Raw genomic sequence first — 14,935 nt, 5'->3', positions numbered from 1 at the left:
TTTTGAAAATGAACCGTTCAGTGTTTATGGCGACCTGCAGCCCTGCTATCCCTCCAAGTCCTCACTCATACTTCGCTCCGGGCTTTCCGTTCTATCTGGTTTATTTAACAAAGGCTAAATGTTCTTGGGAGAGAAAAATGACCAAACAAAATTTCTATCGTTGTATATATTGTTAAGTGGTTGTAACGGTATTGTTCAGAATTAAAATTTACAGAAAGACGATAAAATCTTAACTTCGGTAAATTTTTTACTAAATGAACAAGCTTAATTCGGTTTGCGTGTATTGCGGATCAAACTTTAACGGTGATATACAATTACGCAATGCAATAAAACAACTGGCAGAAACACTGGTGAAACAACAGATCAGGTTAGTGTATGGTGGCGGAAGTGTGGGTGTAATGGGAATTTTAGCCAATGATGTACTGGAACTTGGTGGTTTGGTTACTGGTATAATCCCACAGTTTTTAATGGATAAGGAAGTTGGACATAAAAGTTTAACCGAAATGATTGTGACCGAAAATATGCACCAGAGAAAGCAAAAAATGGCTGATCTGAGCGATGGTTTTGTAATTCTGCCCGGAGGCTTCGGTACCCTCGAAGAATTTTTCGAAGTGCTTACCTGGTTACAGCTTGGCCTGCACAATAAACCAATTGGTGTGTTAAATGTAGATGGATTTTACGATCCGCTATTTGCACAGATGGATATAATGGTGCAGCGCAAATTCTTAAAACCTGCCAACCGCGACCTGGTTTTTAACGAAGCAGATGCAGAAATCCTGATCAATAAAATGGATGATTTTTCTGCCATTCCGGACGAAGTGTGGTTCAGGGAAAAGAATTTAAGTTAATCATGCTACCGCTTTATGGTTGGTCGTAAAATGGCTCATAGTTGATAGTCAAATGGCTAGTTTAATAATAGAACCATCAACCATAATCTATCAACCATAAAACCATCAACCAAAAAAAGAAATTTATAAACCCGCCATGCGCAAAACGCTTGACGCTAATACAAAATAACAATGCAAATTATTACCTCCCACGCAGAATTTGAACAATACCTTGGCAAGGAATTAGGCGTTTCTTCATGGCACACCATTACACAAGAACAGATTAATAAATTCGCCGACGCCACATTAGACCATCAATGGATACATGTAGATGAAGAACGGGCACAAAACGAAGGTCCGTTTAAGGCAACAATTGCCCATGGTTATTTAACCTTATCGTTAATTCCTTATTTATGGAAAGAGATTGTTGATATCCAGAATTTAAAAATGGAAATCAATTATGGGATAGAAAGCTTAAGATTTGCTCAGCCCGTTACTGTAAACAGTAAAGTAAGGTTGAAGGCTAAATTGTCGTCTATTATTAACCTCCGTGGGGTAACCAAGGTAAATATGGGTATCGAATTAGAAATTGAAGACCAGAAAAAGCCTGCTTTTAGCGGAGAAGTGGTTTTCTTATACCACTTTATCAATTAATTGGTGGTGCTGTAGCGCATGGCTGATTTTTTAAACATTATTAATTAAAATACAATGATTCTTATGAAAAAAATCAGCACATGCCGCGGTTTAATTATTGCTAGCCTGTTTATTTTTTCCTGTCAGGCAAAAAAGCCCGGAAATGCAGCTGCTGATTCATTTTTACCCATGCAGATTGGTAATTTATGGTATATGAACAATATGTCGTATACCGAGATAAAAGACACTGTGCGGATCAATAAGAAGCTTTTTTATAAGTTTTATTCTTTAGTGGGAGGCGATGCAACCAGCACATTTTACCTGCGCATAGATGAAAATAATAAACTCATCGAAAGTTATCCTGACGATCCGGGCAAAACGTATATCCGAGCTGATTTTAATGCCAAAATCGGAGAGAAATTTTTCACTACCGGCGAAAAGGATGAAAATGATAACGAAGTAACCGTTGTTCAGAAATCAGATAACGAAATGACTTTTTCTTTCGACCCTGTTTACCATCCCAACTTAAAAGGGCATCCATCCGAAGTCAAATACATAAAAGGTAAGGGCTGGGCAGAGCAATATCAAAAAATAAAGATCGATGGGGTGGAGTATAAAAAGTAGTTATGCGTTCGGCGTTTGGCGGATTGCGTTAAGCGTTTTGCGGTTAGTGCATCTTATATTTTAAACTTCTCAATGTCCTCTGTGCTTTTTTCTTTGTGATCTCGGTGGTTAAAAGAAAGGCAGTTAATAAAAATTTCGCGATCTCTGCGGCTTTACTAAGCATCCTTTGCGGTTAAAAAATCCCGTAGACCAGAAACCGATTTGGTCAATGCTGTTTTTCTAAAATTAAATTTAAATTGCCTCCATGAATATCGAATTCAATAAAAACGAGGATGTAAATAAACAGTTGGTTTACGAACTGAAAACCAAACTCAAAAAAATCTATCTCGGTGGGGGCGAAAAAAATGCCGCTAAGCAAAAAGAAAAAGGAAAACTTTTGGCCCGAGAGCGCATTGCCTATTTAATAGATAAAGATTCTAACTTTTTAGAGATTGGGGCTTTTACAGCCGATGGTATGTACAATGAACAGGGTGGCTGTCCGTCTGCAGGTGTGGTATGCGGTATCGGTTATGTAAGTGGCAGGCAATGTATGATTGTGGCCAACGATGCTACCGTAAAAGCTGGTGCCTGGTTCCCGATGACGGCAAAGAAAAATCTCCGTGCGCAGGAAATCGCCATGGAAAACCGCTTGCCGGTTATTTATCTGGTTGATAGTGCTGGAGTATATCTCCCGATGCAGGATGAAATTTTTCCCGATAAAGAACACTTTGGTCGGATGTTCCGCAACAATGCCATCATGTCGTCAGAAGGAATTGTACAGATTTCGGCCATTATGGGTGCTTGTGTTGCCGGTGGGGCTTACCTGCCGATTATGAGCGATGAAGCCATGATTGTGGATAAAACCGGTTCGGTATTTTTAGCAGGATCATATCTCGTAAAATCGGCCATTGGCGAAGAAGTTGATAACGAAACTTTAGGTGGTGCAACCACACACTGCGAAATATCGGGCGTTACCGATTATAAACATCCCAACGATCAGGCCTGTTTAGATAGCATCAAGAACATCATGAGCATGCTTGGCGCACCAGAAAACGCAGGTTTTGATCGCATTACTGCTGTTAAACCAAAAGAAAAAGAAGAAGAACTGTATGGTATCTTTCCTGAAAACAGGGATAAGCCTTACGAAATGATGGATGTAATTAACCGCCTGGTTGATGGATCTGAGTTCGAAGAATATAAGCAGGGCTATGGCCAGAGTATCGTCTGCGGTTTGGGCCGGATTGATGGCTGGGCTGTTGGTATTGTAGCCAATCAGCGTAAAGTGGTAAAATCCAAAAAAGGAGAGATGCAGTTCGGTGGCGTAATCTATTCCGATAGTGCCGATAAAGCTTCGCGGTTTATTATGAACTGCAACCAGAAGAAAATCCCTTTGGTATTTTTACAGGATGTTACCGGTTTTATGGTGGGCAGCAGGTCAGAGCATGGTGGCATTATAAAAGATGGAGCCAAAATGGTAAATGCAGTGGCCAATTCTGTAGTGCCAAAATTTACCATAGTATTGGGTAATTCTTATGGCGCTGGTAATTATGCCATGTGCGGTAAAGCTTACGATCCGCGCCTGATTTATGCCTGGCCAACAGCTAAAATTGCCGTAATGGGTGGTTCGCAGGCAGCGAAAACACTATTGCAGATTCAGCAGGCCTCTTTAAAAGCGAGCGGAGAGGTAATTACACCAGAAAAAGAAGCCGGGTTATTAAAAGAAATTACCGATAAATACGATAGTCAAACCACACCTTATTATGCCGCATCGAGGCTCTGGGTTGATGGGATTATCGATCCGTTGGAAACCAGGAAAGTAATTTCGATGGGAATTGAGGCGGCTAACCAGTCGCCGATTACCAAAAAGTTTAATGTGGGGGTAATACAGACTTAGTGTTGTTAGTGTGCTGTCAAATGTTACCATCTGACAATTCCTTTTGTTTTTTCACCACCTAAGCCACCTGAATGCAGCTTAGTTTAATGCATGGTGCCAAACGCTATCCGCTTAGCGCCATGCGCTCTGCCCCCTGCTTGTTAATAAGTAAACTATGTTGACAATGTACGCTTGTTAACAATTGTTTAAAGCATTAAATTTGCACTACGATTAATGAATTTCAAACACACAATATAATGTCACAAGAAAACGAGCACGTTCAGTGTTTAATTATAGGTTCTGGTCCGGCAGGTTATACCGCTGCAATTTATGCGGCAAGGGCTGATTTAAAACCAATTATGTATACTGGTATGCAGGCTGGCGGACAGCTTACGCAAACTACCGATGTAGAGAATTTTCCAGGTTACCCACAAGGTATTATGGGACCAGAAATGATGGAAGATTTCCGCAAACAGGCAGAGCGTTTTGGTACCGACATCCGTTTTGGTTATGTAAGTTCGGTCGATTTTTCTTCAACTCCGCACAAAGTAGTGGTTGATGAAATTAAAACCATTACTGCCGATACGGTAATTATTGCTACAGGTGCAACCGCAAAATGGTTAGGTTTACCAAGCGAACAACAATATAATGGTTTTGGTGTTTCGGCATGTGCCGTTTGCGATGGTTTCTTCTTTAAAGGACAGGATGTTGCGATTGTAGGTGCTGGCGATACCGCTGCCGAAGAAGCAACTTATTTAGCAAAGCTTTGTAAAACCGTTCATTTATTGGTGCGCAGGGATGAGTTCAGGGCATCTAAAGCAATGGTGAGCCGTGTATTGGCTACCCCGAATATTGTGGTGCATTACAACACCGAAACCCAGGAAATTTTAGGTAACGGTAAAAACGTAACTGCTGTGAAGGTTTTAAACAATAAAACCGGTGTGGAGTCTGATATCGCTGTTGAGGGTTTCTTTGTAGCCATTGGTCATAAACCAAATACTGATATTTTCAAAGGTCAGTTGGATATGGACGAAACCGGTTATTTAGCTACCAAACCAGGTTCTACCTTAACCAATATCGAAGGTGTTTTTGCCTGTGGCGATGTACAGGATATGTACTACCGTCAGGCCGTAACTGCTGCGGGTTCTGGTTGTATGGCCGCGCTCGATGCCGAAAGGTATCTGGCTGCTAAAGAACATCCGGTAGAAGCATAAAATAATTTTAAAATATTTTGAAAGGGAGAAATCAGCAACGGTTTCTCTTTTTTTGTATAAAATCGTCATCTCGAGCGGAGTGCAACGCAGTCGAGAGATCTACCAAGACAGATCTTATTTTACAAAACTTCCTGTTTTCTCTCTTTTTTGGAAAGCAATTACAGTGGTTCTTTTTATTGTTTGTCCTGCTTTCCATTACAAGTCCGCACTCGTGCCTCGCTTGCGGGCTTTTCATTTCAATCAGGTTTAAATACCCGGGTTTCTGCTACTATTAAGGATTTAATAGCATAATGCCTAGTTTTATTTTGCACCCTGCAACCCCAAATATTTCAACTGGCTGTGCCACCTAAACCCGATTGAAGTGAACATTCCGATCCTTCATCGGAATAAAACGGAAAGCGGGACTATCGTAACCCAAATGCTGCTGTACCTGATTTCCAAAAAAAATAGCTTACCTAAAAAATCATCATCTCGACTGTAGCGCAGTCCCGAATGTTCGGGAGAGAGATCTGTCATACGGATCTTATTTGCAAAACTTTCTCTCTTTTTTGAAAAGCAATTACAGTGGTTCTTTTTATTGTTTGTCTTGCTTTTCATTACAAGTCCGCACTCGTGCCTCGCTTGCGGGCTTTTCATTTCAATCAGGTTTAAATACCCGGGTTTCTGCTACTATTAAGGATTTAATAGCATAATGCCTAGTTTTATTTTGCACCCTGCAACCCCAAATATTTCAACTGGCTGTGCCACCTAAACCCGATTGAAGTGAACATTCCGATCCTTCATCGGAATAAAACGGAAAGCGGGACTATCGTAACCCAAATGCTGCTGTACCTGATTTCCAAAAAAATAGCTATCCTAAAAAATCGTCATCTCGACTGTAGCGCAGTCCCGAATGTTCGGGAGAGAGATCTATCAATACAGATCTTATTTGCAGAAATTTCCCTCTTTTTTGGAAAGCAATTACAGTGGTTCTTTTTATTGTTTGTCCTGCTTTCCATTACAAGTCCGCACTCGTGCCTCGCTTGCGGGCTTTTCATTTCAATCAGGTTTAAATACCCGGGTTTCTGCTACTATTAATGTTTAATAGCATAATGCCAAAATACCATCAAATGTTCCTACGGAACGATAAACGCCAATTATATAATTGGCTACCGAGGAGGCGTTCCTACGGAACGGTATAAGATGTTATGCGCATTGATCAATCCAGATGGATGATTCCGTGGATGGTATACAAAAAAGTCGTGTTTGTAGGGAGGTAAATGTGCATTAATAAATGATGGCTAACATTTTCTTATAAGATTCGCGATGCTGTAATATGCTCTTATCGTCCCATCAGGACGATTCGTGGGTAAAAAGTGTTTTCATCTTTTTTTTCGTTCCGTAGGAACGTTTCGTATCGGCGCAGTAATGGCAAGCCCCTGTTTAATAAACCCGATCGAAGCGGGATGCCCCAGATTTTACATCGGGGCAGAAGCGGGAGCGGGACTGTATTAACCAAATGCTACTGCACCTGATTTTCCAAAAAAATCATCTGTGTTCATCCTTATTATCTGTGGTTAAAATAACCTCAAAAAGTTAACGGAAAAAGAATCAGCTGATTTATCTGCATTACACTATGCAGTCAAACGGTTGATCTCGATTGTAACAAGAATGTGGGATTTGGAATCTGCCCATAATCTCTATCTTGGATCAATTAATCAGATATATCCTATTTTAAACCAAAAATTAAACATGAACAAAGCATTATCGATTTTTATTGGAGTATTAATCAGTACAAGTGCATTTGCGCAGAGCGATCCCAATCTTGGGATCATACCTGCACCGGTAGCCATTACAAGGGCAAACGGAAATTTCATTTTGGATAAAACAACGGTTTTGGTAAATCAGAGCATCGACGGCGCAAAAATGACTGATTTATTGAACGCTTTTATCGTAACCAAGGCTGGTTTTGCCTTAAGGGAAACCAAAACGCCACAACCTAACCAAAAAGCAATTGTATTAACATCTGTTGGAGCAGATAAATTACCTGCCGAAGGTTATACCATTAAAGTTACGCCTACACAGGTAGTTTTAACAGGAAAAGGAGCAGGGCTTTTTTATGCAGTACAATCGGCCATGCAGATGATGCCGGATAAAGTTGCCGATAAAATTACCATCCCTGCAGTTAATATTAACGATTACCCGCGTTTTAGCTACCGCGGAACGATGCTGGATGTTTGCCGACACTTCTTCCCGGTATCTTTTATCAAAAAATATATCGATCAGCTGGCCTATTATAAAATCAATACCTTCCACTGGCACTTAACCGACGATCAGGGATGGAGAATAGAGATTAAAAAATATCCTAAACTTACTGAGATAGGTTCGTCACGTAACGGCAGTATTATTGGTAACTATCCTGGAAACGGAAACTACCTTACACCGGTAAAAGGATTTTACACTCAGGATGAAGCCAAAGAAGTTGTAAGATATGCTGCAGAGAAATACATTACCGTAATTCCCGAAATCGAATTACCGGGCCATGCTTCTGCTGCTATTGCTGCATATCCTGAATTAAGCTGTTTCCCAGATCGCGATACTTTTGTAAGTGATAAAACGCCATGGGCCGGCAGTAGAAAAGGCAAACAAGTACAACAAACCTGGGGTGTTTTTGATGATATCTTCGTGCCATCAGAAAATACTTTTACCATGCTGAATAATATTCTTGATGAGGTAATTGCCATTTTCCCATCAAAATACATTCACATCGGTGGTGATGAAGCACCAAAAACCTATTGGAAAGAATCTACTTTTTGCCAGAACCTGATGAAAGAAAAAGGTTTGAAGGATGAACATGAATTGCAGAGTTATTTTATTCAGACTATTGAAAAACATGTAAATGGTAAAGGACGCTCTATCATCGGTTGGGATGAGATTTTGGAAGGCGGTTTGGCACCAAATGCAACGGTAATGAGCTGGAGGGGGGAAGATGGCGGTATTGCTGCTGCACAACAAAAACACGATGTAATTATGACACCGGGATCGATGGGCTTATATATCGACCATAAACAATCGAACTCTCCAGATGAGCCGGTAACCATTGGTGGTTTTGCGCCATATCAAAAAATATACGCTTACGATCCGATTCCGAAAGTATTGACTGCCGATGAACGTAAATATATTAAAGGTGTACAGGCAAACATGTGGACGGAGTATATTAAAACCACTGCTAAGGCCGAAAACCACGCTTTTCCGCGTTTATTGGCACTGGCCGAAATTGCATGGTCGCCGGTTGAACGTAAAGATTTAAAGAACTTTTCGGAGCAGCGCTTACCGAACCATTTGGCGCGTTTGGATAAAGCGGGGATTAATTTCTGGGTGCCTACGCCAATCGGACAAAGTGATAAACCTTTAACCGGTGGCGATTTTACCATCGATTTAAAAGCACCTGTTACCGGAGCAAAAATTTATTATACTATCGATCTGGCACGTCCGTCAGAAAATGCGTTTTTATATAGCGCACCGATAAAAATCACTGTTCCACAAGGAGAAAAAAGGGTATTAAAAACCATTGTAATTGCACCAAGTGGCAGAAGAAGTGTAGTTACCGAAACCGTTTTAAACAATGGCGCACCGGAAGTTAAAACCGAAGCAAAGAAATAAAAACTATTGCTTTGATACACTAAAATAATTAATTTGGGGGCAACCAAAATGAACCCAAATAGAATGAAACTACAGAAATATACATTGCAGCACCTTTTGTTAATTACAGGGGTGCTGTTTTGTTTCGCATGCACCGAAGAAAAGCCTAAAGAAACTCCGGTAGTAGAAACCACCAAAGTAGAAAAGAACCCTTTCCGTTTTTATAAGGATATAGAAATCAAACCGGGATTTAATTTTGAAATTGTAAGCTGGGGAAAAGGAGTAGATTCGATTGGTGGATACCAGATTTTAATGTCTGACTCTCTCCGCAATAATTACCGGTCAGCGGCGGTAGACCGAAAAGGCATTATTACCGATGCCTGGAACATGGATCTTGATAACGATGGTAATCCGGAGCTATATATCCAGCTACTGAGCAAAAAAAATGTATCAGACCTTAATGTTTTCGAATACGCTGGCGGAGATTTTAATAAAATCGGTTTTCCATCTTTAAGCGCAAACCAGAAAAAAGGTTATACCGGCAACGACAAATTTTTTATCAAAAACGGCGATCTTTTCCGCTCTTTCCCTATAAAAGACTCGGCGGATAGTACTAAAACGATTAACAAAACGCTTAAATACAGATTAAGTGGCAACAGTTTTTCTGCGGCTGAAGTGAAGTAGGCATTCCCTCGAAATCGTCATCTCGAGCGGAGTGCAAAGTTGTCGAGAGATCTGTCTCGAGATAGATTTCTCCATTTCACTGCGTTTCAGTCGAGATGACGCTTTTTTATTAGAGTTGTCATCCTGAGCGTAGTCGAAGGATCTTTATAGTTTAACTAAAACAATGAACAACCAGAAATTTTCAATTATCGATCGCATTAGGAGCTTTAAATACGCATTTAATGGTTTAAAACTCTTTTTTATAAGCGATCATAACGGGAGGGTTCATTTGGTTGCGGCTATAATTGCTATAGGTTTATCTTTTTACCTCAACATATCGGATTACGAGTGGATTGCGATTTTATCTGTAATCTCAGCAGTTTTTGTGGCCGAAATCCTGAATTCAGCTATCGAAAAACTTGCCGATGTGGTTTCTCCTGAGTATCATCCAAAAATTAAAGTAGTAAAAGACCTGGCTGCAGCTGCGGTTCTGGTTGCTGCTTTTTTAGCAGTAGCCGTTGGAGCCATTGTATTTATCCCGAAATTATTTCTGTAATTCGGCCATTGCAGCTCTTGATTCGTCTATCTTGTCCTGGATAATTTCATCCCAGCGTGTCTGCATTTTATGGTTGCTGCCGTGTTCGGTTTCATCGTCATAATTGCGTTGCATCGTATCAAAAAAACTGCTGATCTGGTTGGCAAGCTCCGAAATCTGTGCTTTGTAATTGCTTACAGCATAATTCCTGTTTTTTAATACCCGCTCAGCTTCTAAAAGCAAAACATATTGAATGTTGGCATGTCCCTGCTCATGGTGCAGCAAACTGGCCCTTATTTCAGGATTTTTAATTTTGTCCCATTTTACCCACGACCTTGTTTTATCAATGGTAACTTCATTTTTAAGCTTAATGGCCACACGGTTTCGGTATACCGTACTTTCGTAGCTATATTTCCACGTCATGGCGGTTAAAGCAAAAAATGGCGAACGCATATCCGCTTTGCCTTTAAAATGTGTTTCCCAATCCAGCTGTACCGGCTGGCTAAGGTCTTGTCTAAAAGCAAAAGTGCAGGGCAGTGCCAGCAAAAATAATAAAGGTATAAGCAGTCTTTTCATGTGTTGAATTTTACAACGAAAAAACCGTGCCTAAAATTATTCAGGAGTGGAAATCTGTCCGCTGATGCGTTCAAATTTCTCAATCAGTAAAGAGATTCTTTCTTTTTCCCTGCTCATTACCGCTTTCCGTAAAATGGTTGAACAGAATAACATCCATAATGCAGTTAAACCCACGGCTAAAACTTTCTGAACGGTGTTAAAGTGAGAAAGGATTTCGACAAAATAAAATATAATACCCAGTGAAAGTGCAATCACATAAAACCAATACAAAGAATTGTATAACTTGTAACGGTTTAACTGATAGGTTTTTAAATTATTTAAGTATTCGTGCGGATGTGCGGTGAAATCGGTTTTCGAAATGAGCCTGTAATCACGGTAAAGGATCAGCGTATATACCCCAATGGCAATAATGGTGATACTGATGCCCACGTGTGTAGTCCACGATTCGAAATGGAAAAATATCCATAATGCCGCAATGGCAATAAAGGAGGCCAGCATTCCCAAAATGTTCAAAGCCGATTTTAGCTTGATGCTGTTTACTTCTTTCTTCGCCTGTTGTAGCATTTCGTCGGCAGAAACCTTAACGTCTACCTCGTGATTTTGCCACAACTCCTGTAATTGATCAAACGCTTGCATACTGGCTATATAATTCTGTTAATTTTTGTTTAATTCGGTGAATTTTTACCCTTAAATTGCCTTCGCTTATCCCTGAGATATCGGCAATTTCGTGGTATGGCAACTCATCAAGCACCATGGTAATAATCAAACGGTCGTTTTCTTCAAGCTTCGATATACATTTATAAAGTAGGGCAACCTGTTCATTTTTCTCCGAAAATTCTTCGATTTTATTTTCTATAATGTTATCCGTTAATTCATCTTTAGCCTGTCTTTTTTCCGATCTGAGGTAAGTTAAACAGGTATTTACCGCAATTCTGTAGATCCATGTAGAAATTAAAGATTTGTTTCTGAACTTGTCCAGATTTTGCCAAACCTTTAAAAAAGTTTCCTGTAAAAGATCATTTGCAGCGTCGGTATCGCCAGTATAACCATAACATAAATGGAATATCTTTTTGGAATTTGAATCAAAAATCTCTTTAAATAATTTGTCTTTTTGTTCCATTTAGGGATTATAGTTGCGTTTTAGATGATGGTATGCTTTGGTTTGTTACACCTGAGGTCCAAAAATAATATATTTTTTATGTGATTGAGTTAAAAATTTTAACCACAGATGCATAGCGTTTGCATCCCCACCTGAACATTAGCGCAGGCTTTTTATCCTTTGTTAAATTATTTTCTTTTGCAAAAAGGGCTTTGCTCAACTATATTGAGACATTTTTTAAGGTCAACCCTAATCAAAATTTGTTACACGCCGTAAATATCGTAGTTTTACCAAATTAAGAGTACCACAAACTTTTTATATTCATGAAGAAAAACAAACTCACGCTTTTTATTTTCATAGCGCTGATTGCGGGTATTGCACTGGGATACATTTTAAATGTAAACTCAATCGATGTTTATAACCAGACAATACTCAACGCTGATGCGAAAGTTAAAAGTATCGAGGTAAGCATTGCCAAAACAACCGATACCACAGGCATTGCCTACACACAGCTAAAGGCCGAAAGAAAGGCTACTGCTAAAATTAAAAAAGAGAACGAAGACATCAGGGAGAAAAAACTGGAGTATTTTACACTTTTAAGTGATATTTTCCTGCGCCTTATTAAAATGATTGTTGCCCCGCTTGTATTTACCACGTTGGTAGTTGGAGTGGCAAAAGTTGGCGATATTAAAGCTGTTGGCCGTATCGGTGGTAAAACATTGGGTTGGTTTCTGGCCATGTCGTTAATGTCGCTGGTACTGGGAATGATCCTCGTAAATCTGTTCGAACCCGGCAAACACATGAAATTGTCATTGCCAGATCAATTGGTAAATACAGGGATTCAGAAAGCGGCAATGAGCGTTAAAGATTTTATTGCACACGTATTTCCAAAAAGTATTGCCGAATCAATGGCAAACAATGAAATTTTACAGATTGTGATATTTTCATTATTCTTTGGGGTAGCAACAGCCGCCATTGGCGATTTAGGTAAAGTGGTAATCAAGGCATTTGATGCCATTGCCCATGTAATCTTAAAAATGACCGGTTATGTAATGAATTTTGCTCCATTGGCCGTTTTTGGAGCCATGACAGCCATTATAGCTAAACAGGGACTCAATGTATTGCATACTTATGCCATATTTATCGGCGAGTTTTATCTTGGCCTGGGTATATTATGGGGTGTATTGATATTTTTAGGCTTTTTAGTGTTGAAAAAACGCATTTTCCGTTTGGTAAATGATATGAAAGAGCCCGCAATTTTGGCTTTTAGTACGGCAAGTAGCGAAGCGGCATATCCAAAAACAATGATGCTTTTAGAGCGCTTTGGCTGTAAAGATAAAATTGTAAGTTTCGTACTTCCGCTGGGTTATTCGTTTAATCTTGATGGCTCGATGATGTATATGACTTTTGCTTCCTTATTTATTGCACAGGCTTATGGTATCCATTTAGGATTTGAACAACAGATTTCGATGCTTTTAATCTTAATGTTAACCAGTAAAGGGATTGCAGGGGTACCAAGGGCATCGTTGGTGGTAATCGCCGGTACAATAGCCAGTTTTAACATTCCTGAAGCAGGTTTGGCATTACTGATCGGTATCGATCCGCTGTTGGATATGGGCCGCTCTGCAACCAATGTGGTTGGAAACAGTATTGCTACCGCAGTGGTAAGTAAATGGGAAGGGGAGTTGAAAGAGGCTGAAGTCTAGGGTCTTTAGTCCTGAGTCTTTTAACATTCAGTTAATCAATCAATCATTCATTCAATAAGTCAATCATTCAATAAGTCTCTCATTCAATCATTCAATCATTCAATAATTCAGTATTCAATAATTCAATATAAAAGTGTCAAGTAGAGGAAAAAAAATATTCTTAGCCCTAAGCATCATTGTTCCGATGATTATTTATTGTTATATCTATTACAAACCGATTATCCAGAATGCACCATTCAGGAAAAATGAATTTGTATCCATGCAATATAAATGGGGCGTAAAAGATACCTTGGAAAATAGTTATAATTCGGCTACAGGCGAATATCAGTATGTAACTAAATCAGATTCGACCATCAAGAAAAAGATTTTTTTAAAGAGCGATGATATACTGTACATGCATGCGAAAGCCAACGAAATCGGCCTGTGGAATTTTCCGGATACTATCGGGAAGAAAAGTCCAAAATCAATGGCCGTACCACGTTACGATATCCAGTTTAATTATAAAAAGAAATCTAAACATGTAATTGTTTATGGCGATTTTGATGGTAACCCCAAATTGCTGGATGCAGCGGTGCAGATGAGAAAAGTAATCGAAGAAACCTTGAATCAGGCAGAGCGGAGAAGCGGGAAATAATCCTGAGTCCTCAGTTTTTAGTCCTGAGTCTTTAGCCCTAAGTCGTCATTTCGAGCGGAGCATAGCGCAGTCGAGAAATCTAATATCGATCTCTCCGCTCCACTACGTTTCGGTCGGGATGACGGTTTTTTTTATTGAAGTATGTAGTCTTGTATCAGTTAACCAGTTTAAACAATTAACCGATTAACCCTCTTTAACAGTTTTCAGTTGGCAATTTGCAGTAACAATAGCGCAATCAAACAATTTAACAATCGCACGAAACAATTAACCCATTTAAACAGTTAACCAGATAGGTGAACTAATAAACTACAAAGATTGCTTCACACCGCCCTATAATCCCACGCTTCGGTTCGCAATGACGTGGAGACAGTTAACCAGTTTAAACAATTAACCGATTAACCCTCTTTAACAGTTTTCAGTTGGCAATTTGCAGTAACAATAGCGCAATCAAACAATTTAGCAATCGCACTAAACAATTAACCGATTTAAACAGTTAACCAATTAACCTTTTTCTACCCAATAAACCATAACTCATTAGTCTTTTTTTTAGGATCTTTTCGTATATTTACGATATATTCGTAATAATGGAAAAGTTAACATTACAGGAAGAAGAGGCCATGCTGGCCGTTTGGCAAATTGGTAAGGGGTTTATAAAGGATTTTATGGATGTATTGCCGGAGCCTAAGCCGCCATATACTACACTGGCATCAACCGTTAAAAATTTAGAGCGTAAAGGTTATCTGGTAAGCGAGCGTTTTGCCAATGCCAACCGTTATAGTGCCAAGGTTAAGGAAACGGAGTATAAAAAGCGTTTTATGAACGGTTTCGTAAATAATTATTTCCAAAGTTCGTATAAAGAACTGGTTGCTTTTTTCGCAAAGGATAAAAAGATCAGTGCCGAAGAATTAAAGGAAATTATAAATTTAATTGAGAACCCTGAAAAGTAAATGC

General features: G+C 39.5%; 14 protein-coding genes. 11 read left to right on the top strand and 3 right to left on the bottom strand.

All coding sequences use genetic code 11. The annotated features are described in order from the left end of the window. The first annotated feature begins 254 nt into the window (after window positions 1–254). From DRW42_RS27005 to DRW42_RS26970, 8 genes are all read left to right on the top strand, one after another. Window positions 255–848, top strand: coding sequence for an LOG family protein (locus DRW42_RS27005; protein WP_113951972.1), 594 nt, complete (start codon window positions 255–257; stop codon window positions 846–848). Window positions 849–1,019: 171 nt separating this feature from the next. After that, window positions 1,020–1,481: a MaoC family dehydratase gene (locus DRW42_RS27000; protein WP_113951971.1), complete on the top strand. Its 462-nt coding sequence runs from the start codon at window positions 1,020–1,022 to the stop codon at window positions 1,479–1,481. 63 nt (window positions 1,482–1,544) lie between these two features. Next, window positions 1,545–2,084, top strand: a complete 540-nt coding sequence (locus DRW42_RS26995) for a hypothetical protein (RefSeq protein ID WP_113951970.1) — start codon at window positions 1,545–1,547, stop codon at window positions 2,082–2,084. 244 nt (window positions 2,085–2,328) lie between these two features. Beyond that, window positions 2,329–3,957 (top strand): acyl-CoA carboxylase subunit beta, encoded by a 1,629-nt coding sequence (locus tag DRW42_RS26990; RefSeq protein WP_113951969.1) that lies wholly within the window; start codon window positions 2,329–2,331, stop codon window positions 3,955–3,957. 236 nt (window positions 3,958–4,193) lie between these two features. After that, on the top strand, window positions 4,194–5,150 hold the full coding sequence (gene trxB / locus DRW42_RS26985; RefSeq protein WP_113951968.1) for a thioredoxin-disulfide reductase: 957 nt from the start codon (window positions 4,194–4,196) through the stop codon (window positions 5,148–5,150). 1,731 nt (window positions 5,151–6,881) lie between these two features. Continuing rightward, window positions 6,882–8,792 (top strand): beta-N-acetylhexosaminidase, encoded by a 1,911-nt coding sequence (locus tag DRW42_RS26980; RefSeq protein WP_113951973.1) that lies wholly within the window; start codon window positions 6,882–6,884, stop codon window positions 8,790–8,792. A 63-nt stretch (window positions 8,793–8,855) separates the two neighbouring features. Next, window positions 8,856–9,455, top strand: coding sequence for a hypothetical protein (locus tag DRW42_RS26975; protein WP_113951967.1), 600 nt, complete (start codon window positions 8,856–8,858; stop codon window positions 9,453–9,455). Window positions 9,456–9,618: 163 nt separating this feature from the next. After that, window positions 9,619–9,990, top strand: a complete 372-nt coding sequence (locus tag DRW42_RS26970) for a diacylglycerol kinase family protein (RefSeq protein WP_113951966.1) — start codon at window positions 9,619–9,621, stop codon at window positions 9,988–9,990. Here the strand turns inward: DRW42_RS26970 and DRW42_RS26965 are convergent. From DRW42_RS26965 to DRW42_RS26955, 3 genes are read right to left on the bottom strand one after another with little or no spacing between them, the layout of a single operon-like run. Next, window positions 9,979–10,545 (bottom strand): DUF922 domain-containing protein, encoded by a 567-nt coding sequence (locus DRW42_RS26965; protein WP_113951965.1) that lies wholly within the window; start codon window positions 10,543–10,545, stop codon window positions 9,979–9,981. The genes DRW42_RS26970 and DRW42_RS26965 overlap by 12 nt on opposite strands. 36 nt (window positions 10,546–10,581) lie before the next feature. After that, window positions 10,582–11,181: a hypothetical protein gene (locus tag DRW42_RS26960; protein WP_113951964.1), complete on the bottom strand. Its 600-nt coding sequence runs from the start codon at window positions 11,179–11,181 to the stop codon at window positions 10,582–10,584. Next, window positions 11,168–11,665, bottom strand: a complete 498-nt coding sequence (locus DRW42_RS26955; RefSeq protein ID WP_029275756.1) for an RNA polymerase sigma factor — start codon at window positions 11,663–11,665, stop codon at window positions 11,168–11,170. Before DRW42_RS26955 ends, DRW42_RS26960 begins: the two co-directional genes overlap by 14 nt. 302 nt (window positions 11,666–11,967) lie before the next feature. On the opposite strand from DRW42_RS26955, the gene DRW42_RS26950 reads away from it, so the two are divergent. The 3 genes from DRW42_RS26950 (at window position 11,968) to DRW42_RS26940 (ending at window position 14,931) form a co-directional block, all read left to right on the top strand. Continuing rightward, complete coding sequence (locus DRW42_RS26950) at window positions 11,968–13,350, top strand: dicarboxylate/amino acid:cation symporter (RefSeq protein WP_113951963.1); 1,383 nt, start codon at window positions 11,968–11,970, stop codon at window positions 13,348–13,350. Between the two features lie 133 nt (window positions 13,351–13,483). Next, the gene (locus tag DRW42_RS26945; RefSeq protein ID WP_113951962.1) at window positions 13,484–13,984 is read left to right on the top strand and encodes a hypothetical protein; all 501 of its coding nucleotides are present in this window, start codon (window positions 13,484–13,486) and stop codon (window positions 13,982–13,984) included. A 584-nt stretch (window positions 13,985–14,568) separates the two neighbouring features. Beyond that, window positions 14,569–14,931 (top strand): BlaI/MecI/CopY family transcriptional regulator, encoded by a 363-nt coding sequence (locus DRW42_RS26940; RefSeq protein ID WP_113951961.1) that lies wholly within the window; start codon window positions 14,569–14,571, stop codon window positions 14,929–14,931. Window positions 14,932–14,935: the final 4 nt, after the last annotated feature.

Source organism: Pedobacter miscanthi (genome assembly GCF_003315595.1).
GTDB lineage: Bacteria > Bacteroidota > Bacteroidia > Sphingobacteriales > Sphingobacteriaceae > Pedobacter > Pedobacter miscanthi.
This window is presented reverse-complemented; position numbering and strand designations above follow the sequence as displayed.

Bases quoted from the DNA above. Each gene is read 5' to 3' on its own strand.
- DRW42_RS27000 (WP_113951971.1), top strand. From the start codon at position 1,020: ATGCAAATTATTACCTCCCACGCAGAATTTGAACAATACCTTGGCAAG.
- DRW42_RS26975 (WP_113951967.1), top strand. From the start codon at position 8,856: ATGAAACTACAGAAATATACATTGCAGCACCTTTTGTTAATTACAGGG.
- DRW42_RS26955 (WP_029275756.1), bottom strand. From the start codon at position 11,665: ATGGAACAAAAAGACAAATTATTTAAAGAGATTTTTGATTCAAATTCC.
- DRW42_RS26950 (WP_113951963.1), top strand. From the start codon at position 11,968: ATGAAGAAAAACAAACTCACGCTTTTTATTTTCATAGCGCTGATTGCG.
- trxB (WP_113951968.1), top strand. From the start codon at position 4,194: ATGTCACAAGAAAACGAGCACGTTCAGTGTTTAATTATAGGTTCTGGT.
- DRW42_RS26970 (WP_113951966.1), top strand. From the start codon at position 9,619: ATGAACAACCAGAAATTTTCAATTATCGATCGCATTAGGAGCTTTAAA.
- DRW42_RS27005 (WP_113951972.1), top strand. From the start codon at position 255: ATGAACAAGCTTAATTCGGTTTGCGTGTATTGCGGATCAAACTTTAAC.
- DRW42_RS26980 (WP_113951973.1), top strand. From the start codon at position 6,882: ATGAACAAAGCATTATCGATTTTTATTGGAGTATTAATCAGTACAAGT.
- DRW42_RS26965 (WP_113951965.1), bottom strand. From the start codon at position 10,545: ATGAAAAGACTGCTTATACCTTTATTATTTTTGCTGGCACTGCCCTGC.
- DRW42_RS26990 (WP_113951969.1), top strand. From the start codon at position 2,329: ATGAATATCGAATTCAATAAAAACGAGGATGTAAATAAACAGTTGGTT.
- DRW42_RS26995 (WP_113951970.1), top strand. From the start codon at position 1,545: ATGAAAAAAATCAGCACATGCCGCGGTTTAATTATTGCTAGCCTGTTT.
- DRW42_RS26940 (WP_113951961.1), top strand. From the start codon at position 14,569: ATGGAAAAGTTAACATTACAGGAAGAAGAGGCCATGCTGGCCGTTTGG.
- DRW42_RS26960 (WP_113951964.1), bottom strand. From the start codon at position 11,181: ATGCAAGCGTTTGATCAATTACAGGAGTTGTGGCAAAATCACGAGGTA.